Below are 22,259 nucleotides of genomic sequence, written 5' to 3'. Positions count from 1 at the left end.
TGTATTGAGCTCTGATAGTTATTTAATCGAAGAAGCAAATTGTTCTACAGTCGTTGTATGGTGTATGCGAACACGCTTCATTTTTAACAATTCATCAGGTTCACCTTTCGTAATGAATTGTCCAGGCTTCGTTGTTGTTGCAAATTGATAGTGTTTCTTTGTTTCTGCGACAACTTTATCATCTACATGACCGAATGGATAAGCAATTGCGATAACAGGCTTACCTGTTATTTTCTCTAGCTTTTCTTTTGATCCTTTTAACTCTTCATCATAGTTTGTAATTTTCGGCAAGTCTGCGTGTGTTGCTGTGTGAGATTGTACAGAAAAAATACCTGAATCAACCATTTCTTTTATTTCAGATATAGAAAGAGCTCCTTCTACATCAACGTTATCAACAATCATATATTCTGTTGCCGCTGGTTTAAATGTATCGTCTTTTAGTTTTTGTAAAACATGAAATGCATTCATATTATTTTTCATACCGTCATCAAATGTAACGAAAATCGGCTTGTTTACTTTATTTATATCGCCCCAGCGTTCAAACGTTAACAAAGTATAACCATTTTCTTTTAAATACTTCATTTGTGCTTCAAAGTTAGCAGGTGATACGAATAAATCTTTAATACCTTGTCCATGATAATCATCAATTGCGTGGTACATAAGAACAGGAACTTTTTGCTCGAAAGTAATAGTAGATTTCGTAAGTGGAATAGTTTTTCCACCCTCTGTTGTTCCTGTAGCTTCAATTTGATATTCACCGCGTTTTCCTTCAAATTCTTTTATATCAAAGGGAAGTGTAAATTGTTGATTTTTCTCTTTAGAAGAAAAGGATTTAGCACTTTCCTTTCCATCAGCAGTGCGCCAAATTTTATATTGTACTTCGGTTAAAGAATCTTTTATGTCTGTAATATGAATATTTGCGTTTGTAGATTCGTGCGTAATTGGATTATAAGAAATTTTACCTTGTTCCCGCACCGTCTCTTCTTGTTTTTTGACCTCTTGTACCTTTTTCTCTTTTTTAGGTTCTTGGCTTACATTGCTAGTATTACAGCCTACTAGAATAGCAGATGTACATAAAGCAATCGCTGCGTATTTTCTCATAAAATCACCTTCTATTGTGTATTATGTTGCATGCTTACATTAAAATCCCCACCGCTATAAGAGAGGTGGGGATATACCCTTGTTCATCATATCATTTTTAGGTGAATGGTAGGTTAGTGACTTTGAATAGAGGTATTCTTGCGTTTCTTATTTGATTTGATAATGATATAACCTACTACAAAAATAAGAGGGATAATGAATACATAGATTGGCATTCCCCATACATAATAGCTTTTCATGCTTAAAACTAGTAAGTGTAAGAAGTCGAAAAGGGCGTGAGCTTTCATAATATCCTCCAATATTTTTTTTACAAATTATAACATTGTTTATTTGTGATTTGTATATTTTTGTAAATGTTTTAAGTTAATTTTAAAGTAAGAGAAAGGTTTATTAATATGCAATTTTGCATATGTAGAGTAGTTTCTATTAAAATATCAGGATATTGGACTATAATAAGAACCGCTATAAATGTAAGTAAGAATGATGTACGGAGTGGAGAACAGAAATGAAATATAAAAAAATAGTATATATCCTTTTCATATCGCTATTCATAGTCGGTTGTCAAAGTGAAGTGAGTAAAGCGAATAGTGTGGAGGAGTATATTCCACCGCACCTTATGAATGCGGAAGTAACGGCGGATATTATGACGATTGAAATGGATCGTGATACCTTAAAAAAAGTAGAGGTTATTACTAAAAAAATGAGTGATCATGTGAAAAATGATAAAGAGTGGTATGTCAACTACATATCGGGGCATATAGATAAACAGGTGAAGCCATATCATCCTAATTTTGGTATTACAGAAGAAGAATATAACTTTTTTAGGAACGCCGTTGAGAATAGTAGTTTATCTAATACAAGTGATGGAAAACTGCAATTTAAACAAAAAAGTAACCATGAGATAGCAATTGTTTCAAGTAAAAACTTAGAGCTATTTCGAAATATAGTAATTGATACGGAGAAAAATATAGTAAAAACTTCGTTTGGAGAATGTCAGTATGTTGGAGAAGAAAAAACATCTTTGGAACAAAAGATAACGGGGCCCTGGCATGGCAAGCAATGGATGCTAAAAGAACAAAATTTAATTTATATATTTTCTTTGGGTAAGCTTGAAGGAGAGGATAAAACCATTATTGATATTTCAGTAAAAGGTATACACGAAGGAAAACTTATTAGTAAAGAGGAAGTAATTGAATTCCGTTCTATTTCATAAGGAATCAAAAAAATCACCTTACTTAAAAGAGTAAGGTGATTTTTTATTAAATAAACAATCCAGCGATTGTTGCAGATAAAATAGAAGCAAGTGTTGATGCAAATAGCATTTTCCAACCAAATTTAGATACGATGCTTCCTTGTTTTTCAGAAAGGGCACGGATTGTACCAACAATCGCACCAATTTGGCTAATACTTGCGAAGCTAATTAAGAATACTGTAACGATTCCAACTGTACGTGGAGCTAATGTTGCAGTAGCGCCTTTTAAATCAAGGATTGCTACAAACTCGTTTAATACAATCTTCGTACCCATAATACCACCAGCTGGGATAATATCTTGAGTTGGAATACCCATTAAGAATGCGAATGGAGAAAGTATATAACCGAAGATTTGTTGTAAAGTAACAGCATATCCCATTGCACCTGAAGCAGCGCTAATTACGTAGTTTACAACTTCCATAACACCAATGAAGGCAATCATTAACGCAGCAACGATACCAGCTACTTTTAAACCATCAAGCGCACCGTTAATCATAGCGCCGATAAGGCTATCTCCGAATAGGTTTCTATCAAATTTTTGAACCACTTCGTCTTCTTTTTTCGTATCAACTGGTGTTAATAATGAACAAACGATTAAGCTTGAGAATAAGTTTAGCGGAAGAGCCGCTAATACATATTTCGCATCTAACATCATAACGTATGATGCTGTAACAGAAGCAGAAACTGAGCTCATTGCAGAACAACAAATGATAAACATACGGTTTTTATTAAAATGTTGTAAATCATTTTTAATAACGATTAACGCTTCACTTGAACCAAAGAATACAGAATTTACTGCGTGGAATGATTCAACGCGTGGTAAACCAGTAATTTTTGAAAGTGCACCGCCGACAATACGAACGATGAATGGTAAAACACCTAAATAACTAAAGATAGAAAGTAGTGCTGAGAAAAATACGATAATTAGTAATACGTTTAAGAAAAAGACAAAATCTCTTTGAATTCCATTAAAGAGAAAATCGACACCTGTCGTACCAAGTTTAATTAGTTTGTTGAAAACTTTACTAATGAAGATGATAATTTGCTGTCCGATCTTTGTGCCAAACATAAACCAACCGATTAAAATTTGGAAACTAATCATAATAGCAATTGCACGGAAGTTGATTTTACTTCTATTGTTTGACAAAGCAAAGCATAAACCTAAAACGACAAGAATACCGATAATGCTCATTACATATTGCATGTAGTTGCCCCTTTCAGAAGTTCGTATAAAGTTTTTACATAAAACGCTCGTTATATTACTAAAAATAAAGTAATGGAAGTTTCATGTCATACGTAAGATGTCTGACCTTTTTGAAAAATAAAAAAAGACCCCTATGGATTCACTTTCATCTATGAGAGAAAGCTAATCAATAGGAGTCTTTTTTATACATAGGCTAATATTCATTAGTTTTCCCCATAGTCCAGCAATTTAAGGTTGCCGGGTAGAAACTCTCGATCCATATTATCGACTATATATGAGGTAACATCGTCCGTATTAAATTAGTAGTAGCGTAACATTACTAGAGAACTGTCGTCAATAGCTTTTTTTCTTCCAATAGAAATAGACCATATAAGTATGATAAAATGTAACGCAGTGTTATGAAAAAGAGAGGTCGGAAAATGAGTATAAAAATGACGCCACCAGTTGAAAAAAACGAGTTTATAGATGTAGTGTTTGAAGATTTAACACATGATGGTGCCGGTGTTGCGAAAGTGAAGGGATATCCTATTTTCGTAAAAAACGGATTACCAGGTGAGGAAGCGCAAATTAAAATTATTAAAGTGAAGAAAAACTTCGCGTTTGGTCGTTTAATGAAGCTTCATCAAGAAAGTCCATATCGTAAAGATGCAGAATGCCCCGTGTACAATGAGTGCGGAGGTTGTCAACTTCAGCACTTAACATATGAAGGACAATTAAAAGCGAAAGAAAAACAAGTACGTGACGTTATGCAGCGCATCGGTGGATTAAGTGATGTTCCTGTTCATCCTGTACTTGGCATGAAAAACCCGTGGGTATACCGCAATAAAGCACAAGTGCCAATTGGAGAACGTGAAGGTGGACTTGTAGCTGGTTTCTATCGTCAAGGAACGCATGACATCATTAATATGGAATCATGCTTAATTCAGGCGGAAGAAAACGATACATTAATTCAAGAAGTAAAACGTATTTGTGAAAAGCACGGTATTTCGGCTTACAATGAAGAGCGTAACAAAGGAAAACTTCGCCACGTAATGGCTCGCTACGGACAAGTAACAGGGGAAATTATGCTTGTCTTCATTACACGTACAGCTGAATTGCCAAATAAAGAAGCAATCATTGAAGAAATCGCAGCGAAATTCCCAGAAGTAAAATCAATCGTTCAAAACGTAAACACGAAACGTACAAACGTTATTTTCGGAGACAAAACGACAGTACTGTACGGATCAGAATATATTTATGACTTTATCGGTGACATTAAATTTGCGATTTCAGCACGTTCATTCTATCAAGTAAACCCAGAACAAACGAAAGTGCTATACGATAAAACGTTAGAATACGCAAAATTAAATGGTAACGAAACAGTAATTGATGCCTATTGCGGAATTGGATCAATCTCCTTATTCCTAGCACAAAAAGCGAAAAAAGTGTACGGCGTTGAAATCGTCCCAGAAGCAATTGAAGACGCAAACCGAAACGCAGCACTAAACAACATGACAAACGCTGAATTTGGCGTAGGAGAAGCAGAAGTAGTCATTCCAAAATGGTACAAAGAAGGCGTAATCGCCGACACAATGGTCGTAGACCCACCGCGTAAAGGCTGTGACGAAGCGCTACTAAACACAATCATCGACATGAAGCCAAAGCGCGTCGTATACGTATCATGTAACCCAGCAACATTAGCACGTGACTTAAAAGTACTAGAAGAAGGCGGATATAAAACACAGGAAGTACAGCCTGTTGATATGTTCCCGCATACTACTCATGTAGAGTGTGTGACTTGGCTTAAGTTGGTATAATAAAAAAGCAGTTGATATAGAAAAATCTATACCATCTGCTTTTTGGTTTATAAAAATACCATTCAGCAACGATTTTAGTTAAAATGAATATTGCTGATTTTCACAAAATATAAATGTCCAAATGTACTTTTGCTATTTGGCTTTATATTTTTAAATTGAGAGTTTGAAATTGTATTCATAGTGAGAGGATTTGAATTTGAAATGATAGATAATTTTTGGCGTGATTTACCACGACCATTTTTCGTACTTGCACCAATGGAAGATGTGACAGACGTTGTTTTTCGTCACGTAGTAAGTGAAGCTGGTTGCCCAGATGTATTTTTCACAGAGTTTACAAACTCGGATAGCTATTGTCATCCGGAAGGTATGAAAAGTGTACGTGGCCGTTTAATTTTTACAGAAGATGAACAGCCGATAGTCGCGCATATTTGGGGAGATACTCCTGAATATTTCCGCCAAATGAGTATTGGTATGGCAGAGCTAGGATTTAAAGGTATCGATATTAATATGGGCTGCCCTGTACCGAATGTAGCATCAAGAGGAAAAGGTAGTGGCCTTATTCTACGTCCAGACGTTGCGGCAGAACTTATTCAAGCAGCAAAAGCGGGCGGACTACCTGTCAGCGTAAAAACACGACTTGGCTTTAAAGAGTTAAGTGAGTGGGAGGATTGGTTAACGCACATTTTCAAACAAGATATTGCGAACCTTTCTATTCACTTACGTACAAGAGAAGAAATGAGCCAAGTAGATGCGCACTGGGAACTAATTCCAGAAATTAAAAAATTACGTGACCGCATTGCACCAAATACGCTAATAACAATCAATGGAGACATTCCTGATCGTCAAACTGGAATGGAACTTGCTGAAAAATACGGTATTGATGGCGTTATGATTGGACGAGGTATCTTTAAAAATCCATTTGCTTTTGAAAAAGAGCCAAGAGAACATAGCAGTAAAGAACACCTTGATCTTCTAAGACTACAGCTTGATCTTCAAGATCAATATGCAGAAGTACTACCACGCTCAATCACAGGGCTTCATCGCTTCTTCAAAATTTATGTAAAAGGCTTCCCTGGAGCTGCTGAACTAAGAAATCAATTGATGAACACGAAATCAACTGATGAAGTGCGTGCGTTGCTTGATAAGTTTGAGGCGAGTGTTGATAAGGATGGAGATAGTGAAACAGTGTAACTTTTGAAAGTTAGAGGGGATAGGGTGTAGCGATTTTATGAGTGTTTGTTTCATTTTAATTAAGGTGAACCGTATCATAAGTAAGTGAGGTATTCTATGTAAAACAAGGGTAAGAAAAGAATACAGGAGAAAATTGAAAATGGCAGGTTGGTCTTGATTTTCACTGATATTATCATGTTTATTTTATTATGCCTATAACTTGGAGGCTATGTGAATGTTAAGTGATCAGACGAGATATTCTAGGCTCGCGAATATAACAAAAATAATAAATACAAAATTAGAACTACGTGAAGTATTGCAGCGTGTAACAATGGCGATATCAGAGGAGATTGTTAGGTGCAACGCTGTTGGAATTTATTTACCTCAGGAAGATGGAACATTTAGAGGTTTTGCAGGAAAACCAGAGACCATAAATGGCGTAACGCTCGATACTCAGGTAATTGATCCTGAAATAGACTTACTGGCAAAAGAAGTTATTGAAACCAAAAAAACCATTTATATTCCTGATACATCAAAGGATCATCGGCCGGATCCGAGACCAGTTGCTGCGTTCAAAATTAAGTCCTTATTAGCCCTGCCTATCTCATTTGGACAAGAGTTATTTGGTCTGGTTTTTTTATTTGATTATGGAGTTCCAATGAACTTAACAGATTCAGAGATTCAAAGTGTTGAAGCTTATGTAAATATGGCTGCGGTCGCAATTCAAAATGCAAATAATTTAACACAAAAGGAAAACCTTATTGCCGAGAAGCAGCTATTACTAGATGTTACCCGTGATTTATCAATGTGTTCCTCGATACAGGAGAGTTTTGATAAATGTTTTTTTTACTTAGGACAGATTTTAGAGAGTAAAAACATGGCTGCCCACCTTTTAGATCCGCTAGACAAAACAACGATTAAAACAACAAAGTTAAGCAAGGACTGTGATTGGACAGAAGCGGATTGGATGGAGAAAAGCTATGAAGCCAAGATCCAAGAGGTTATTCAAACAAAAAATATAGATAGTAAGGGTCTACTGATGATTCCATTGGTTTCAATGGGAGAAATATTAGGGGTAATCGTCGTTGGCAAAGAGGGAAAAGCTCACAATTACGATAATTCCCAAATTCAACTGGCAAAATCTATCGTTGATGCCACAGCTCCTACGTTTTCAAACTTGTTATATATGGATCAACTTGAAAGTATGGTGGAAGAGCGAACGAGAGAACTAGCTGCTGCTAATGAAAAAGTTACAAGTGTGATTGAAAGTATTACGGATGGATTCTTTACTTTGAATAATAAATGGGAATTTACGTACGTAAATAAGCATCAATATTTTCCACAAAGAAAAACAGCAAAAGATGTATTAGGCAAGAATATATGGGATGTTTTCCTGAGTAGCGTCGACGCAGTTATGTATAAGGAATTTCATCGTGCAATGTCAGAGCGAACTACAGTTCATTTCGAATCTTTTTCTATCTCTGATGAATATTGGCACGAAGTTATTGCATACCCGTATGATGATGGTATTTGTTGTGTTTTTAAAAACATAACGGAAAAAAAGCAATATGAGCAGGAATTGAAAAGGTTATCCAACATAGATTTAATAGGGCAAATGGCAGCAGGTATCAGCCATGAGATTAGAAATCCAATGACAACAGTACGAGGGTTTTTGCAGTTATTAAAAGAAGAGAGCATCTATGAGAAACATAATAAGTACTTTAATTTAATGATTGAAGAACTTGACCGTTCCAATTCTATTATTACGGAATTTCTCTCAATGGGTAATACAAAGAAATCGGATTTACAGATGTTAGATTTAAATTCAATTATCCACGATAGTATTCCTTTAATAAAAATTGATACGTATAATCAAAATAAATATATTCAAGTCGATACAAATGACATTCCGGAATTACTTTTAAATCGTAATGAGATACGGCAATTATTAATAAACCTATACCGTAATGGCTTAGAAGCGATGAGCACAGGGAAAGTTCTAACCATTAGCACCTACAAGGAAGGTCGAAATTGTGTGGTGCTTGCAGTGCGGGATCAAGGAAAAGGTATCAGGCCTGAAGTATTAGAGAAACTGGGTACTCCATTTTACACGACCAAAGATAATGGAACTGGATTGGGATTAGGCGTATGTTATGCTATTGCTGCCCGGCATAATGCGAAAATAGAAATTCAAACAGGCTCGGAAGGCACTACCTTTTTTGTTAAATTTAATTATGAAAATAATGAACAATAACCTCATTTAGATTAGTTACGGTGAACCGTACCACAAATAAAAAGGAAAACCTAAGTAAACACAATCAATATATTTCACCTGAATTTTGCGTAACATTCATGTTTGAGTTGCCCACTAAAATAAAAAGAAATGGACTAACCTATATCAGGTTAGTCCATTTTCAAGTGTGTTAATTAATAGTAAATCTCCCTTTTGTACTTTTAGGAGCTTTTCGGTATTAGATCCTGGCTCTCCATATGTATATTCTGTTAGCATTGGGTCCTCATGTCCGAAGTTTCGTTCAGCATCTTTATAACCAATTAGATAATTCAATATTGATTCCCTCTCATATTAACTCTAGTATCATTATAATTTAATTGGGTTAAAATGGATAATTAAAAGTACCTAAACAACATATGTTGCTGTTTTAAAATCATCCCCAAAACCATTAATCCACCTAAGACTACAAAACCAACCTCTAAAATGTTAAAGTAGTAACTTAACGACATTAATTTACACATGCTAAAAGCATTACTATAATCAACATTTCAGGAGGACAAACAATGGCTATAAGTAATAATGATATATTAATTCGAGTAAGATATGCTCTGGATATAAAAGATACAGATATGGTGGAGATATTTAAACTTGGTGGCGTTGAAGTAACAAAAGAAGAAGTGCGAAAGATGCTGACAAAATTAAAAAACAGTTACTATGATGAAGTTGATGATATTGATGTAGTTGAATATGATTACGAAATAAAATGCAATAATGTTATGTTAGAGTCATTTTTGAATGGTTTTATTACTTTTAAAAGAGGAAAACAAGATCCAAAACCAGGGCAATCGGATAGACAAGCGATGTCTTTAAAGAGTAATGGAAGTGTTAATAATCTCGTTCTAAAAAAATTGAAGATAGCACTATCATTAACAAGTGAAGATATGCTTGATATATTAGAAGACGTAGGAGTCATTGTAACAAAAGGAGAATTAAGCGCTCTATTAAGAAAAGAAGGCCATAAGAATTACAAAGAGTGCGGTGATAGATACGCAAGGAATTTCTTAAAGGGATTAGCTGTAAGCTATAGAGGATAAGAAATAAGCATTGTAACATTTATGATAAAGCAGTAAATGATATAATAGGTAGAGTAGGACGTTTGTATCCTGCTCTTTTTTATTTGTAAAAATAATTATGAACGAATACGTTAGGTGATGAAATGGTACATACATATTTAGGTGAGACAATTAATTTTCATATAACTTATAAGAAGAAAAAGTCGGTGCGTCTTTATGTAGATTCTTACGGAAATGTTGAGGTGCAAGCCCCGAAAGGTACACCTGTTGAATACTTAGTCCAATTGTTAGAGGAGAAATGGGATTGGATTCAGGCAACACGTAAGGAAATGCAGGAGCGAGCGCTTGGACCACAGGAAAAAGGTTATGATCAAGGAGAGGGTTTTCTGTATTTAGGAAACACATATCCGATACAGATTTCTCAAGATGTAAGTATTACGCAAGACAATGCAGTGTTTGAAGGGGATAAGCTACATATTTATGTGAAAGAGCTTAAGGATGAGAAAATCCAGCAAGCTTTGAAGCGATTTTATTATAAGCAGTGTAAGGCGGTAGTGGAAAAGAGTATTAAAGCGCATCAAAACAACTTTAAAACAAAACCGCGTTCTATTCGTATTACAGATAGTAGTCGTACGTGGGGAACTTGTGATTCAAATCTACAACTAACATTCAATTGGAAACTAGCAATGGCACCTCAGAGGGTAATTGATTATGTAGTTGTTCATGAAATGTGTCATATGGTTCATTTAAATCATGATCGCTCTTTTTGGCGTCTTGTCGGGAAGATAATGCCTGATTATAAGGAAATGGAAAACTGGTTAGCGTTATCGAGCTGGAAGATGACGGTTTAGTTATTACTTTAGATTGTGGAATGAAATAAAGTAGAACCCTAATGAATTAGGGTTCTCTTTGTACATAGATTATCGTCCAAAATTCACAGTGAAAGTATCGTCTATTCTCTCCATCTCATACCCACGATACCCCTCCGAAAGCAACGCCTGCTGTCCACCAGCATCACTCATCGGAACGCTCTTAACATCGGACCAATCTCTTTCCTTATCCCCACGCAATTCCTTCACAAAAACATACCGCATACTCCCGCCATACTTCTCCTTCAGCGCAGCAATTTCCATACCTTGCGCAAACTTATCTTTTAAACTAGGAATGTTAAAAGGTGCAACGGTGCAACAAACATAGTCGTACTGGCTGTCTTCTTTTTGTAATTCATCCATGATGACTGTGGCTAATATTTTTTGCATGCCATTTCCTCGGCAGTTTGGATGAACGTTTGAGATTTCTTGATAGATGACGCGGTGTAGCTGACTTTCTGGTAGACCAATATCAAGCCCTAAATGTTCATCGTCGATAGGAGGGACTAGTAGGGCACGAAATGCGATGAGCTCGTTTTGTATAAACGCCCCGATCATCATGCCGTTTCCTTCTAGAATGTATTGAAATTCTTCTAGCGAGAGTGGTTGTAAACGACCTTTATCTTCTAGCGCTTCAACTATAACGTTTTGTAATGATAAAATTTGTTCCATATGTTCTAAAGATAGTAATGTAACGTGAAATGAATCGTTGTTTTGTTTTAATGTTCCTTCGTAAAGAATCGTCATGCGTTAGTCCTCCTTTAGCGTACAACGTCTTGAAAGACGGTTAGTTCTTGTAATGTATTTTCGTTTATTTCAATGCCGAGTCCCGGCTTTTCGTTTAAGCGAATAAATGGTACGTCGTAATGTAAGTTTCCGATGTCTTTCGTGAATTTTAATGGTCCTGTTAGCTCGACGCTAGTAATGATTTTTTTTGAGAAAGCGACATGGAATCCTGCGGAAGAGGCAACAGATGATTCGACCATGGATCCAACTTGGCATTCAATGCCTGCCATTTCAGCTTGATGAGCGAGTTTTACAGCTGGATATATGCCACCGCATTTCATTAGTTTTATATTCACTTTATCAGCTGCGTCTAATTTAATAATTTGGCGCATTTCACGAGAGCCTTTTAGTCCTTCATCAATCATAAGCGGAAGATCTGTTTTCGAACGAATATGAGCCATTGCATCAATATCATCCGCTACAACAGGTTGTTCAATCCAGTCGATGTTTAAATGACCTAATGAACGAAGTGCTGTTAATGTGTTGGCGCTATTTTTCCAGCCTTGGTTTACATCAACACGAATCGCGATATCATTTCCTACACGTTCACGTACAGCTTCAATTCGTTTTACATCTTCTTTTACATTCGTGCCGACTTTCATTTTGAAAGATTGGTAACCTTTCTTAATCATGGAAGCTGCTTCTTCAGCCATATTTTCTGGATCGGCGATACTTAAGACGTGAGTGACAGGAAATTCTTCATGGTAACGTCCTCCAATTAATTGATATACAGGTTGATTTAGTTTTTTACCCAGTATATCAAAACAAGCGATATCAATCGCAGCTTTCGCAGTAGGAATACCGTAAATTGTATTGTCCATCATATCGTGTATTTTTTCGATATTCATTGGATTTTCCCCAATTAGAGCAGGAGCTAGTGTATGTTTTAAAACATGGAAAGTACTTTCCCATGATTCACCTGTAACGTGATCATCAGCAACGCCTTCACCGTAACCGATAATGCCTTCATCTGTTTCCATTTTGACGATAATAGAAGGCATATCAGAATAAGAACCATAACTAATAACAAACGGATCGCGAAGTGGTAAACGAATTGCGTAAAGATGAATAGCTGTAATTTTCATTGAATAAAGACCCCTTCCTGTTTACAATGGTTTTGTACATTTGATATAGTTGACGTTAAATAGTCGTTAATTAATGATAAGGAGTTAGAGAAAATGATGATAAAAATTGCAGTTGTCGGTTCAAAAGAGTTTATGGAGAATCTTTTACCTATTGCTCATAAACTAGAAGAAATAGAGATTGATCCATATATTTACCTTCATCCGGCAGAATCTTCTGAACTATTAAAGCGTTTAAAACCTTGTGATGCTATCTTTTTCTCGGGTGCCCTACCTTATTATATGGCAAAAGAAATAAGAGAACAATTACCAATTCCAAGTGTATATTTGCAGCAAGACGAGACAACTGTCGCATCTTCACTCCTTTCTATAATATACCATCAAAGTATTCAACCTCATAAAATTTCAATTGATTTAGTAGATCGTTCGTTTATTACAAATGTGTTCCATGACATCGGTCTAAAAGAAACGCCGCAAGTGATGGATTATGAAAATATGTTATGGAGTAATGATGAAATTAAGAGAATCATTGATTTTCATTTAGCTAAATATCAATCTGGAGAGGTTGATTTAGCTTTAACTAGTATTCACGCTGTCTACGATGAACTTCAAAAAATAGGGATTCCTTCAGAGCGTATGATAGATCCAACGCAATCAATTATACATGGGTTAAAAGATGCAAAAATAAAAGCTGAGTTAGCAAAAAGCCATTCAGCTACTGTTGGTGCTTGTATTATATCCTTTATAGAGTTACAAGAAAGCTCGCTTGAACAATTAAATGTAATTTCAAAAGAATTACATGGTTCATTTAAACAAGTTGATGAAATGACTTTTATTTTGTATACAACTCGTGGTGATATTGAATTGAGTATAAAAACAAATACGATAGATCGTTTATTTATGAATATAGAAGGCGCAGTATCTATTGGATTTGGTTACGGAAAAACAGTAAATGAAGCGGAACAAAATGCAAAAATCGCTCGAGGTTTCGCAAAGAATAATCCGATAGAAAGCTGCTTTTATATACTAACAAGTGATAAAGAATTATTTGGTCCGTTCCCGAAAGAACAGAGAGTACAAAGTTTAAAAAACGATAATCCTGAATTAATGAAAATAGCGAAGGAAACGAAGCTTAGTCCTGCAAACTTGTCAAAAATTATTCAGTTTAGTCAATCGCATCCATCATTGAAATTTACAGCGGCGGATCTTTCTGAGTACTTACAAGTGACTCGGCGATCGACGGAAAGGCTGTTAAAGAAATTAGTTGATTACAGATATGCCAATATTTGCGGCGAGGAAATGCCCTATCAACAAGGGCGCCCTCGTGCAATATATGAGCTAAATTTACCGTTGTATTCGTTTCAAAAATTTTAAGCTTCTAGTTGTGCCTTTTGTTTTTTCAGTAGGTCTGCTTTTTCAATATCAGATAGCTTCGTAATTGTGAAGCCAGTTATACCATAAATGATTGAGATAATAGGTACGATGAAATTCAATATAGCATAAGGAGCATATTCGAATGCACCGACTCCAAGGGTTGCGAGTATAAATACACCACATGTATTCCAAGGTACGAAAACAGAAGTTAATGTTCCACCATCTTCTAATGCTCTGGATAAATTTTTAGAATGTAGTCCTTTTTCTGTGTACGCATTTGCATACATTCTTGAAGGAACAACAATCGAAATATATTGTTCAGAGCAAGTAAGATTCGTTGCAAAGCAAGATGCGATGGTAGAAGCGATAAGTCCTTTTGATGATGTCGCTAATTTTAAAATTTGATTTACAATTGAGCGAAGAATGCCAGTATGTTCTAGTACTCCGCCGAAAGTCATAGCGACAATTGTCATAGAAACTGTATTCATCATAGAGCTTAAGCCACCACGGTTAAATAGTTCATCTACTAGTTTGTTTCCAGTGTCTATGACAAATCCACTTTGGAGTGCACCGACAGCTGATGAGACAGAGCCACCTTGAATAAAGACTTGTGATAAGAATCCTAAAATAACACCTACGAGAATAGCTGGTATAGCAGGGACTTTTTTAGCGACCAATACCATAACGACTACGGGTATAATTAATAGGAAAGGCGAAATAACAAAGTTTTGTTGCAATACTTGTAACGTTTGATCGATGCTTTTTGCATCGATATTGTTATCGCCGAAGCTTCTTCCTAAGAAAGCATAGACGATAAGAGTAATAATTAAACCTGGAATTGTAGTAAATAACATATGACGAATATGTGTGAATAAATCTGTATTTGTTAATCCCGCTGCTAAGTTTGTCGTGTCTGAAAGCGGTGACATTTTATCGCCAAAATAAGAACCGGAAATTATAGCGCCAGCAACCATTGGAGCTGGGATTCCCATACTTAGGCCAATTCCCATTCCAGCAACACCGATTGTTCCCATTGTAGACCAAGAGCTACCGATTGCTAATGCAACGATAGAACAAATAATTGTAATTGAAACTAAAAATAGTGATGGAGTTAAAAGTTTTAAGCCGTAATAAATCATAGTAGCGACGATTCCGCCGCCAATCCAAGCACCGATCGTTAAACCTACAAGAATAATGATAACGATAGCGGGTAATGCAAGGCGAATTCCTTTATACATCGATTCTTCAATGTCATTCCATTTGTAACCGTATCGCCAAGCGACGATCGAAGCAACGGTTGTACCGATAATAAGTGGGACGTGAGGGCTTTGTTCTAATACAACAATTGTAACCATCATAACTGCAACTGTAATGATAATAGGGATTATTGCTATGCCAAAAGGTATTTCTCTTTTCATAAACTGCCTCCTCATTATGTATGTTTGTATTTTTAGAATTGTCGCAAAATAGACGTTATTAAGTTATAATAACTAAAAATAGATGTAAGCGTCAATATAAAAACAGAAAATATCGAATCTTCTATTTGTATGGATATCTTTATAAGATGAATTGAAATCGGGTATTAACGGTATTGAAAAATAAACAATTGACTTTTTTCTTAAAATTCAATATGTTCATAAAAACATCTGTTTTTCATAAGTATAATTAATCTGAATGGTTTGTAATTAGGGGAAGGAGAATGAAGCTTTGAAAACATTAGAACTACAAGAGCGTTTAACTGAAATTTTTCAGCATTTACATGAAAACCCTGAAGTAAGCTGGAAGGAATATGAAACGACAGCTTATATTACTAACTTTCTAGAAGAAGAAGGAATTTCATATAAAATATTTGATGATTGCCCTGGCGTGATTGCTGAAATCGGAAGAGGGAATCCAGTTATCGCGATTCGTGCTGATATGGATGCACTATGGCAAGAAGTAGACGGAGAATTTAAAGCGAATCACTCGTGCGGCCACGATGCTCATATGACAATTGTGATGGGCCTTATTTTACAATTGAAAAATATGAGATGGGATAGTGGTACTGTTAGATTTATTTTTCAGCCGGCAGAGGAAAAAGGAAATGGTTCCTTAAAGATGGTAGAGAAGGGCGCCGTGGATGATGCTGATTTCTTATTTGGTGTTCATTTAAGGCCGATTGAAGAACTGCCTTTGAAACAAGCAGCCCCATCTATTCGTCACGGAGCTGCAGCATTTTTAGAAGGGATGATTCATGGAGATGATGCACACGGGGCACGCCCACATCAAGGTATAAATGCAATTGATGTCATTTCGATGATCAATATTGGATTGAAAAATATATGGTTACCGCCGCAGACGTCTTATTCTGTTAAGATGACGAGATGCCAAGCTGGTGGTGATAATCTAAATATTATTCCAGGTAACGGGCACTTTAGTTTAGATGTAAGAGCAGAAAATAACATATTACTAGATGAATTGAAGCGAAAAATAGAGCAAGTAATTCAGTCAGCTGAATCAATGGGATCTAAACTTTCTTATGAGTGGATTGATCTCGCACCAGGAGCTGAAGTGTCAGAAGAAGCTGAGCGTTTCATGCGGAAAGGCATTCTTGAAGTGTACGGGGAAGAGGGATGTACTGGACCACTGTATACGACAGGAAGCGATGATTTCCATTACTATACAGTGAAAAGACCCCATTTAAAAGCTGTCATGCTTGGACTAGGGGCGAACTTACAACCTGGATTACACCATCCATATATGAAGTTTGATCATAGCTGTATAATGGATGGTGTGGAAATATTGAAACAAACTGTATTGAAAGTATTAGAAGACAGGGGCTAGAAAGCTCCTGTTTTTTGTAGGGATTTGTTGTTAATTCGATATATTCGATTTTGCGATAATATAATTTCACGTACCAATTAATTTGATAAAAATGAGCATTCAGTACGTGGTGTATAATAATAGTAATATTTCTTAATAGGAGCAAACGAATGAACGAACAATATTACGATGCTGTATTAAATATAAAAACTGTCGGTGAGCAAAAAGGATTTAATAAGTCTATGCATTATCACCGTTATGAACCGACGCCATATAGCGGATTAGATGAGTTATTGAATCAATATGAAATAACAAGTAGCGATCGAATTGTAGACTTTGGGTGCGGAAAAGGGAGATTGAATTTTTACATGCACCATAAGTGTGGTGCTTCGGCCGTTGGAATTGAAATGAATGAAGAGTTTTATAAAGAAGCAATGGATAATCGTGATCGTTATGCACGAAAAGTGAGAAACAGTAAAGATAAAATTCAATTTGAATGTTGTTTAGCACAGGAATATGAGATTGATCCGCGTGATAACCGATTTTATTTCTTCAATCCATTTTCTGTACAAGTGTTTATGAACGTAGTAAATAACATTTTGCTTTCAGTAGAAGCGGTGGAGAGAGAAATTGATATTATTTTATACTACCCTTCTGAAGATTATATTTTCTTCTTAGAGAACCAGACTGCGTTTGAATTGAAGCGAGAGGTTAGATTGCCGGGTGCTTATGAGAAGAATGGGAATGAGAGATTTTTAGTGTATAGATTGGAGCGTTAATGTATGGGGGCTTGGGGAGTAGCGATATTGTCAGATGATATTGCTAAAGATATTCAGTTAATTTATAAGGATTTGTTAGGAAATGAATATTCAAATGAAGAAGCAAGTAGGATTGTAATTGAGGAATACCAGACTGAACTAGATGATGAAGAGATTATTGTTTTTTGGCTAGCATTTGCTTGCATACAATGGAAGTTAGGAGGACTTCAAGAGAATGTTAAACTTGAGGCATTGCAAATAATAGAGAGTGGTGCAGATTTATCCCGCTGGGAGGATGAACCTAAATTACAGAGAAAACGTGAAGTAGTGTTAAATAAACTTAGAGAACAGTTACATTCTCCGCAGCCACAAGCTAAAAAAGTACCGAAGAGATTTATAGCGAATACTTCTTTAAAAGCAGGCGATGCTGTTAGTTACGAATTAGTATCGGGGAATTATATTATTCTTAAAGTCATTGAGATTATTGAGGAATGGTACGGGGATCGATATCCTCTATTTGAAATGTGTGATTGGGAAGGGAAAGAGATTCCTTCAAAAGAACAAATTGACCAATTAGACTTAAAGAAAAGGATTTATGAAGATGGAAAGCAGGAAATAATTAAGCTTGCTATTTATTCTTCAGGAAAAAGAGATACCCCGGCCAAAAGAATACAAGTAGCAGCAGAAGATATAAATGTAGTATTAGATATAGAACCACCGTATGATTTAATATGTTGGAAGGTATTTGACGACCATTTACATACAATGTAATAAAAAAGACGCGCTACCAATAGGTAGCGCGTCTTTTACTCACGTTTATATAATTAGTTACGGATTAAGTAATCAAATGCACCTAAAGCTGCATTCGCACCTGAACCCATAGAGATGATGATTTGTTTGTACGGATTATTTGTACAGTCACCTGCACCAAACACTCCTGGTACGTTTGTAGCGCCGTGCTTGTCTGTTACGATTTCACCGCGAACGCGTTCAACTGTTTCGCCTAACCAGTCTGTGTTTGGCACAAGACCGATTTGAACGAATACACCTTGTAATTCAACATGGTGTACTTCTTCAGTTTCACGATCGATGTAAGAAATACCGTTTACTTTATCAGTACCAGTGATTTCTTTCGTTTGAACGTTTTTCAGAACAGTTACGTTTGGTAAGCTGTTAAGACGTTCTTGTAATACAGCATCAGCTTTTAATTCTGGCATGAATTCAAGAACAGTTACGTGCTTAACAATACCTGCTAAGTCGATAGCTGCTTCAATACCAGAGTTACCACCGCCGATAACCGCTACATCTTTTCCGATGAATAATGGACCGTCACAGTGTGGGCAGTATGCTACACCTTTGTTTTTGAACTCAGCTTCACCCGGTACGCCAACATTACGCCAGCGAGCACCTGTTGAAACGATTACGCTCTTACTTTTCAGAATAGCGCCGTTTTCAAGTTCCACTTCAATAAGTTCTTTTTTCTCTAAACGTTTCGCACGTTGTAGATTCATTACATCGATGTCGTATTCTTTTACGTGCTCTTCAAGGCTTGCTACTAGCTTAGGACCTTCAGTGCGTTTTACGCTGATGAAGTTCTCAATACCCATAGTATCCATTACTTGACCACCGAAGCGCTCAGCAACGATACCAGTGCGGATGCCTTTACGTGCTGCATAAATTGCTGCACTTGCACCAGCTGGGCCGCCACCAACAACAAGAACATCGTATGGATCTTTATCAGAAAGCTCTGATGCATCTGGACCGTTACCCATTTTAGCTAAAATTTCTTCAAGTGTCATACGACCGCTTCCGAAAGATTCACCGTTTAGGTAAACAGTTGGTACTGCCATAATGTCTTTACTTTCTACTTCCTCTTTGAATGCAGCGCCATCAATCATAGTATGTGTAATACCAGAGTTTAGAACGCTCATTACGTTAAGAGCTTGTACAACATCAGGACAGTTATGACAACTTAGGCTGATATAAGATTCAAAATGATATTCGCCTTGAATGTTTTTGATTTGATCGATTAATTTTTGTTCAACTTTTGGAGCACGTCCACTAACTTGTAGTAAAGCTAACACTAATGAAGTAAATTCGTGTCCTAATGGAATACCAGCGAATACGACACCAGTTTCTTCACCAGGGCGATTTACGCTAAAGCTTGGTGTTCTCTCTAGTTCAACTTTTTCTACTGTAATCTTAGATGACATAGTAGCTAATTCATCTACTAGAGATAACATATCTTTAGATACGTTATCGTCTCCTGCGCTTACTTTAAGTAAAATATCGTTCTCCATTAACTGAAGGTATTGGGATAGTTGTGTTTTTATATCTGCATCTAGTATCATTTTGATCGAACTCCTTAGATTTTGCCTACAAGGTCAAGGCTTGGTTTAAGTGTTGCAGAACCCTCTTGCCATTTAGCTGGGCAAACTTCACCTGGGTTGTTACGTACGTATTGAGCTGCTTTAATTTTGTTAACAAGGATGCTTGCGTCACGGCCGATACCGTCAGCATTGATTTCCATAGATTGGATAACGCCGTCTGGATCGATGATGAATGTACCACGAGCAGCAAGACCTTCTTCTTCCATTAAAACGTTGAAGTTTGTAGTGATTGTGCGAGTTGGGTCACCAATCATAATGTATTCGATTTTTCCGATAGTTTCTGAGCTATCATGCCATGCTTTGTGAGTGAAGTGAGTGTCTGTAGATACAGAGTATACTTCAACGCCTAAGTCTTTTAGAGTTGCGTATTGGTTTTGTAAGTCTTCAAGTTCAGTTGGACAAACGAATGTGAAGTCTGCTGGGTAGAAACAAACTACGCTCCATTTTCCTTTTAAACTTTCATCAGTAACTTGGATAAATTCTCCATTATGGTAAGCATTAGCTTTAAACGGTTTTACTTCTGTGCCGATTAATAACATATTAAAATTCCTCCTAAAGGTTGGTTTTGAGCATCGGAAATTAGTTTGCTCATAAAATATATTTTTTAATTAACTATAATAATTCTAATTCGATATTAATTATCATATAGAAGTGGTTATTTTGTCAAGAGAATAAACCAACTTTATACCAATTTAATTAATATTTATTCTCAATTAAGGCTGCTAGGGAATTAAAAGGTAATTTTCAAGTCATAAATTTTCAATGAGTGTTTGAAAGAGTAGTGAGTATGTTAGAGACATGGTGTAAGTATAAATTCTTAGGAAGGGAATATTTCTTAGAAGTTGTAGATTTGAAAAGGAACTGCTTACTTCTATTTTACAAAGAATTGTGCAATAAATAAAACAAAATGTATCGGAATCTTTGTGAACAATTATTGTCATCATAAATATATATAATAAGAAGTATATTGCAATGAGAAATAGAAACATTGACGCTCATTTCTAACAAGATATAATAAAAGCGAGATATGTATTGCAATAGAGAAGATATAGTATAGATTGAAAAAATTTCAGTCTATTATTTTTTACGGCTTTTAGAAAACGTTTACATTTAGTGTGGAGGGGAAACCATGTCTAAGTTCACGAAGTATTTTTTAATGGAAGCTAAAGATGTGATTGCATATGTGCAAGAGAAATTACCTAAGTTCGAGCATGCAAAGGGGCTAAAGTGTAAAGAAATAGGTGATGGTAATTTAAATTATGTGTTCCGCGTTTGGGATGAACAGAAGAACATTTCTGTCATTGTAAAGCAAGCTGGGGATACAGCGCGTATTTCAGATGAGTTTAAGTTGTCGACGAATCGAATCCGTATAGAATCAGATGTTTTGCGATTAGAAGGAGAGTTAGCATCTGGACTCGTGCCAAATGTATATTTGTTTGATAGTGTGATGAATTGTTGCGTGATGGAAGATTTATCAGATCACACAATATTGCGTACAGCACTCATAAATCATCAAATGTTTCCGAGGCTTGCTGATGATTTAACTACTTTTATGGTAAATACCCTTCTATTAACATCAGATGCTGTAATGAATCATAAAGAGAAGAAGGAACTCGTGAAGAATTATATAAATCCTGAGTTATGTGAGATTACAGAGGACCTCGTATATTCAGAGCCATTCACAAACCATAATAAACGCAACGAATTGTTTCAATTAAATGAAGGATGGATTAGGGAGCATATTTATAGTGATAAAGAGCTTCGTATGGAAGTAGCAAAACTTAAGTTTTCGTTTATGACGAATGCACAAGCGCTACTTCACGGTGATTTACATACTGGTTCTGTTTTTGTAAAAAGTGATTCTACAAAGGTTATTGATCCTGAATTTGCTTTTTATGGACCTATGGGATATGACGTTGGGAATATAATGGCGAATTTAATGTTTGCTTGGGTGAATGCAGATGCAGTGATGCAATCTGGTATTGAGAAAGATACATATATGAACTGGATAGAATCTACCATGATAGATGTAATTGATTTATTTAAGAAGAAGTTTTTAGATGCTTGGGATATTCATGTGACAGAGATTATGGCGAAGGAAGAAGGCTTTAACCGAGTTTATTTACAATCTGTATTAGAGGATACAGCTGCAGTGACGGGTCTTGAGTTAATTCGTCGTATTGTTGGTCTGGCGAAGGTAAAGGATATGACTTGTATTGAGAATGAAGAGGCGCGTGCTAGAGCGGAGCGAATTTGTCTTCAGACAGCGAAGAAGTTTATTTTACAAGCGAATCAATATAAAACAGGTAGCAGCTTTGTAGAAACGTTAAAAAAACAGTCAATGCATAGTGCGAAATAAGGGGAGAAGA

19 protein-coding genes and 1 riboswitch are annotated in these 22,259 nt (G+C 36.0%); of the genes, 11 read left to right on the top strand and 8 right to left on the bottom strand.

What is annotated here, in order from left to right:
• Positions 1-18 precede the first annotated feature (18 nt).
• Entirely contained in the window at positions 19-1,101 is a 1,083-nt protein-coding gene (locus JFU20_RS13300; RefSeq protein ID WP_201038690.1) for a polysaccharide deacetylase family protein, read from the bottom strand.
• A gap of 505 nt (positions 1,102-1,606) precedes the next feature.
• Between JFU20_RS13300 and JFU20_RS13295 the strand changes: the two genes are divergently transcribed.
• Positions 1,607-2,314: a hypothetical protein gene (locus tag JFU20_RS13295; protein ID WP_033715578.1), complete on the top strand. Its 708-nt coding sequence runs from the start codon at positions 1,607-1,609 to the stop codon at positions 2,312-2,314.
• Positions 2,315-2,360: 46 nt separating this feature from the next.
• Here the strand turns inward: JFU20_RS13295 and JFU20_RS13290 are convergent, their stop codons facing one another.
• Entirely contained in the window at positions 2,361-3,557 is a 1,197-nt protein-coding gene (locus JFU20_RS13290) for a NupC/NupG family nucleoside CNT transporter (protein WP_002010061.1), read from the bottom strand.
• A 196-nt stretch (positions 3,558-3,753) separates the two neighbouring features.
• A riboswitch (purine riboswitch) is annotated at positions 3,754-3,855 on the bottom strand.
• A gap of 121 nt (positions 3,856-3,976) precedes the next feature.
• Between JFU20_RS13290 and rlmD the strand changes: the two genes are divergently transcribed.
• The 3 genes from rlmD (at position 3,977) to JFU20_RS13275 (ending at position 8,777) form a co-directional block, all read left to right on the top strand.
• A complete protein-coding gene (gene rlmD / locus JFU20_RS13285) occupies positions 3,977-5,353 on the top strand; it encodes a 23S rRNA (uracil(1939)-C(5))-methyltransferase RlmD (protein ID WP_201038689.1) in 1,377 nt (458 codons plus the stop codon).
• A gap of 201 nt (positions 5,354-5,554) precedes the next feature.
• Complete coding sequence (locus JFU20_RS13280; protein WP_201038688.1) at positions 5,555-6,544, top strand: tRNA dihydrouridine synthase; 990 nt, start codon at positions 5,555-5,557, stop codon at positions 6,542-6,544.
• Between the two features lie 214 nt (positions 6,545-6,758).
• On the top strand, positions 6,759-8,777 hold the full coding sequence (locus JFU20_RS13275; RefSeq protein WP_002010154.1) for a GAF domain-containing sensor histidine kinase: 2,019 nt from the start codon (positions 6,759-6,761) through the stop codon (positions 8,775-8,777).
• Positions 8,778-8,921: 144 nt separating this feature from the next.
• Here the strand turns inward: JFU20_RS13275 and JFU20_RS13270 are convergent, their stop codons facing one another.
• Positions 8,922-9,089, bottom strand: coding sequence for a hypothetical protein (locus tag JFU20_RS13270; RefSeq protein ID WP_002010155.1), 168 nt, complete (start codon positions 9,087-9,089; stop codon positions 8,922-8,924).
• A 230-nt stretch (positions 9,090-9,319) separates the two neighbouring features.
• Here JFU20_RS13270 and JFU20_RS13265 point away from each other — a divergent pair, with 230 nt between their 5' ends.
• Both JFU20_RS13265 and JFU20_RS13260 read left to right on the top strand, forming a co-directional pair.
• Positions 9,320-9,850 carry a YehS family protein gene (locus JFU20_RS13265; RefSeq protein WP_002010158.1) on the top strand — a complete coding sequence of 177 codons (531 nt, stop codon included), beginning with the start codon at positions 9,320-9,322 and terminating at the stop codon, positions 9,848-9,850.
• 122 nt (positions 9,851-9,972) lie between these two features.
• Positions 9,973-10,680, top strand: a complete 708-nt coding sequence (locus JFU20_RS13260; protein WP_002010159.1) for a M48 family metallopeptidase — start codon at positions 9,973-9,975, stop codon at positions 10,678-10,680.
• Between the two features lie 69 nt (positions 10,681-10,749).
• Here the strand turns inward: JFU20_RS13260 and JFU20_RS13255 are convergent, their stop codons facing one another.
• Positions 10,750-11,445: a hypothetical protein gene (locus tag JFU20_RS13255; protein ID WP_002010161.1), complete on the bottom strand. Its 696-nt coding sequence runs from the start codon at positions 11,443-11,445 to the stop codon at positions 10,750-10,752.
• A gap of 14 nt (positions 11,446-11,459) precedes the next feature.
• Complete coding sequence (locus tag JFU20_RS13250; RefSeq protein WP_201038687.1) at positions 11,460-12,569, bottom strand: mandelate racemase/muconate lactonizing enzyme family protein; 1,110 nt, start codon at positions 12,567-12,569, stop codon at positions 11,460-11,462.
• 93 nt (positions 12,570-12,662) lie between these two features.
• Between JFU20_RS13250 and JFU20_RS13245 the strand changes: the two genes are divergently transcribed.
• Positions 12,663-13,940 carry a hypothetical protein gene (locus JFU20_RS13245; protein WP_033715602.1) on the top strand — a complete coding sequence of 426 codons (1,278 nt, stop codon included), beginning with the start codon at positions 12,663-12,665 and terminating at the stop codon, positions 13,938-13,940.
• Here JFU20_RS13245 and nhaC read toward each other — a convergent pair.
• Complete coding sequence (gene nhaC, locus JFU20_RS13240) at positions 13,937-15,358, bottom strand: Na+/H+ antiporter NhaC (RefSeq protein ID WP_002010164.1); 1,422 nt, start codon at positions 15,356-15,358, stop codon at positions 13,937-13,939. The genes JFU20_RS13245 and nhaC overlap by 4 nt on opposite strands.
• A 289-nt stretch (positions 15,359-15,647) precedes the next feature.
• Here nhaC and JFU20_RS13235 point away from each other — a divergent pair, with 289 nt between their 5' ends.
• The 3 genes from JFU20_RS13235 to JFU20_RS13225 all read left to right on the top strand — a co-directional run bounded on the left by JFU20_RS13235 (position 15,648) and on the right by JFU20_RS13225 (position 18,271).
• On the top strand, positions 15,648-16,763 hold the full coding sequence (locus tag JFU20_RS13235) for a M20 peptidase aminoacylase family protein (protein WP_002010166.1): 1,116 nt from the start codon (positions 15,648-15,650) through the stop codon (positions 16,761-16,763).
• Positions 16,764-16,912: 149 nt separating this feature from the next.
• A complete protein-coding gene (locus tag JFU20_RS13230; protein ID WP_201038686.1) occupies positions 16,913-17,521 on the top strand; it encodes an SAM-dependent methyltransferase in 609 nt (202 codons plus the stop codon).
• A 3-nt stretch (positions 17,522-17,524) separates the two neighbouring features.
• Positions 17,525-18,271, top strand: coding sequence for a hypothetical protein (locus JFU20_RS13225; RefSeq protein WP_201038685.1), 747 nt, complete (start codon positions 17,525-17,527; stop codon positions 18,269-18,271).
• Between the two features lie 53 nt (positions 18,272-18,324).
• Here the strand turns inward: JFU20_RS13225 and ahpF are convergent, their stop codons facing one another.
• Positions 18,325-19,851: an alkyl hydroperoxide reductase subunit F gene (ahpF, locus tag JFU20_RS13220; RefSeq protein WP_002010172.1), complete on the bottom strand. Its 1,527-nt coding sequence runs from the start codon at positions 19,849-19,851 to the stop codon at positions 18,325-18,327.
• A gap of 14 nt (positions 19,852-19,865) precedes the next feature.
• The gene (ahpC, locus tag JFU20_RS13215; protein WP_000924420.1) at positions 19,866-20,429 is read right to left on the bottom strand and encodes an alkyl hydroperoxide reductase subunit C; all 564 of its coding nucleotides are present in this window, start codon (positions 20,427-20,429) and stop codon (positions 19,866-19,868) included.
• 590 nt (positions 20,430-21,019) lie between these two features.
• Between ahpC and mtnK the strand changes: the two genes are divergently transcribed.
• On the top strand, positions 21,020-22,249 hold the full coding sequence (mtnK, locus tag JFU20_RS13210; protein ID WP_033715604.1) for an S-methyl-5-thioribose kinase: 1,230 nt from the start codon (positions 21,020-21,022) through the stop codon (positions 22,247-22,249).
• Positions 22,250-22,259 lie beyond the last annotated feature (10 nt).

It is taken from the genome of Bacillus sp. TH30 (assembly GCF_016650875.1).
Taxonomy (GTDB): Bacteria; Bacillota; Bacilli; order Bacillales; family Bacillaceae_G; genus Bacillus_A; species Bacillus_A mycoides.
Note: the sequence above shows the minus strand (reverse complement) of the source record. Positions and strands in the feature narration are given on the sequence as shown.

Excerpts from the sequence above, each read along its gene's own strand:
- JFU20_RS13295 (WP_033715578.1), top strand. The coding sequence starts at position 1,607 with ATGAAATATAAAAAAATAGTATATATCCTTTTCATATCGCTATTCATA.
- JFU20_RS13300 (WP_201038690.1), bottom strand. The coding sequence starts at position 1,101 with ATGAGAAAATACGCAGCGATTGCTTTATGTACATCTGCTATTCTAGTA.
- ahpC (WP_000924420.1), bottom strand. The coding sequence starts at position 20,429 with ATGTTATTAATCGGCACAGAAGTAAAACCGTTTAAAGCTAATGCTTAC.
- JFU20_RS13265 (WP_002010158.1), top strand. The coding sequence starts at position 9,320 with ATGGCTATAAGTAATAATGATATATTAATTCGAGTAAGATATGCTCTG.
- JFU20_RS13225 (WP_201038685.1), top strand. The coding sequence starts at position 17,525 with ATGGGGGCTTGGGGAGTAGCGATATTGTCAGATGATATTGCTAAAGAT.
- ahpF (WP_002010172.1), bottom strand. The coding sequence starts at position 19,851 with ATGATACTAGATGCAGATATAAAAACACAACTATCCCAATACCTTCAG.
- JFU20_RS13280 (WP_201038688.1), top strand. The coding sequence starts at position 5,555 with ATGATAGATAATTTTTGGCGTGATTTACCACGACCATTTTTCGTACTT.
- JFU20_RS13245 (WP_033715602.1), top strand. The coding sequence starts at position 12,663 with ATGATGATAAAAATTGCAGTTGTCGGTTCAAAAGAGTTTATGGAGAAT.
- JFU20_RS13255 (WP_002010161.1), bottom strand. The coding sequence starts at position 11,445 with ATGACGATTCTTTACGAAGGAACATTAAAACAAAACAACGATTCATTT.
- JFU20_RS13230 (WP_201038686.1), top strand. The coding sequence starts at position 16,913 with ATGAACGAACAATATTACGATGCTGTATTAAATATAAAAACTGTCGGT.
- JFU20_RS13290 (WP_002010061.1), bottom strand. The coding sequence starts at position 3,557 with ATGCAATATGTAATGAGCATTATCGGTATTCTTGTCGTTTTAGGTTTA.
- JFU20_RS13250 (WP_201038687.1), bottom strand. The coding sequence starts at position 12,569 with ATGAAAATTACAGCTATTCATCTTTACGCAATTCGTTTACCACTTCGC.
- rlmD (WP_201038689.1), top strand. The coding sequence starts at position 3,977 with ATGAGTATAAAAATGACGCCACCAGTTGAAAAAAACGAGTTTATAGAT.
- mtnK (WP_033715604.1), top strand. The coding sequence starts at position 21,020 with ATGTCTAAGTTCACGAAGTATTTTTTAATGGAAGCTAAAGATGTGATT.
- nhaC (WP_002010164.1), bottom strand. The coding sequence starts at position 15,358 with ATGAAAAGAGAAATACCTTTTGGCATAGCAATAATCCCTATTATCATT.
- JFU20_RS13260 (WP_002010159.1), top strand. The coding sequence starts at position 9,973 with ATGGTACATACATATTTAGGTGAGACAATTAATTTTCATATAACTTAT.
- JFU20_RS13275 (WP_002010154.1), top strand. The coding sequence starts at position 6,759 with ATGTTAAGTGATCAGACGAGATATTCTAGGCTCGCGAATATAACAAAA.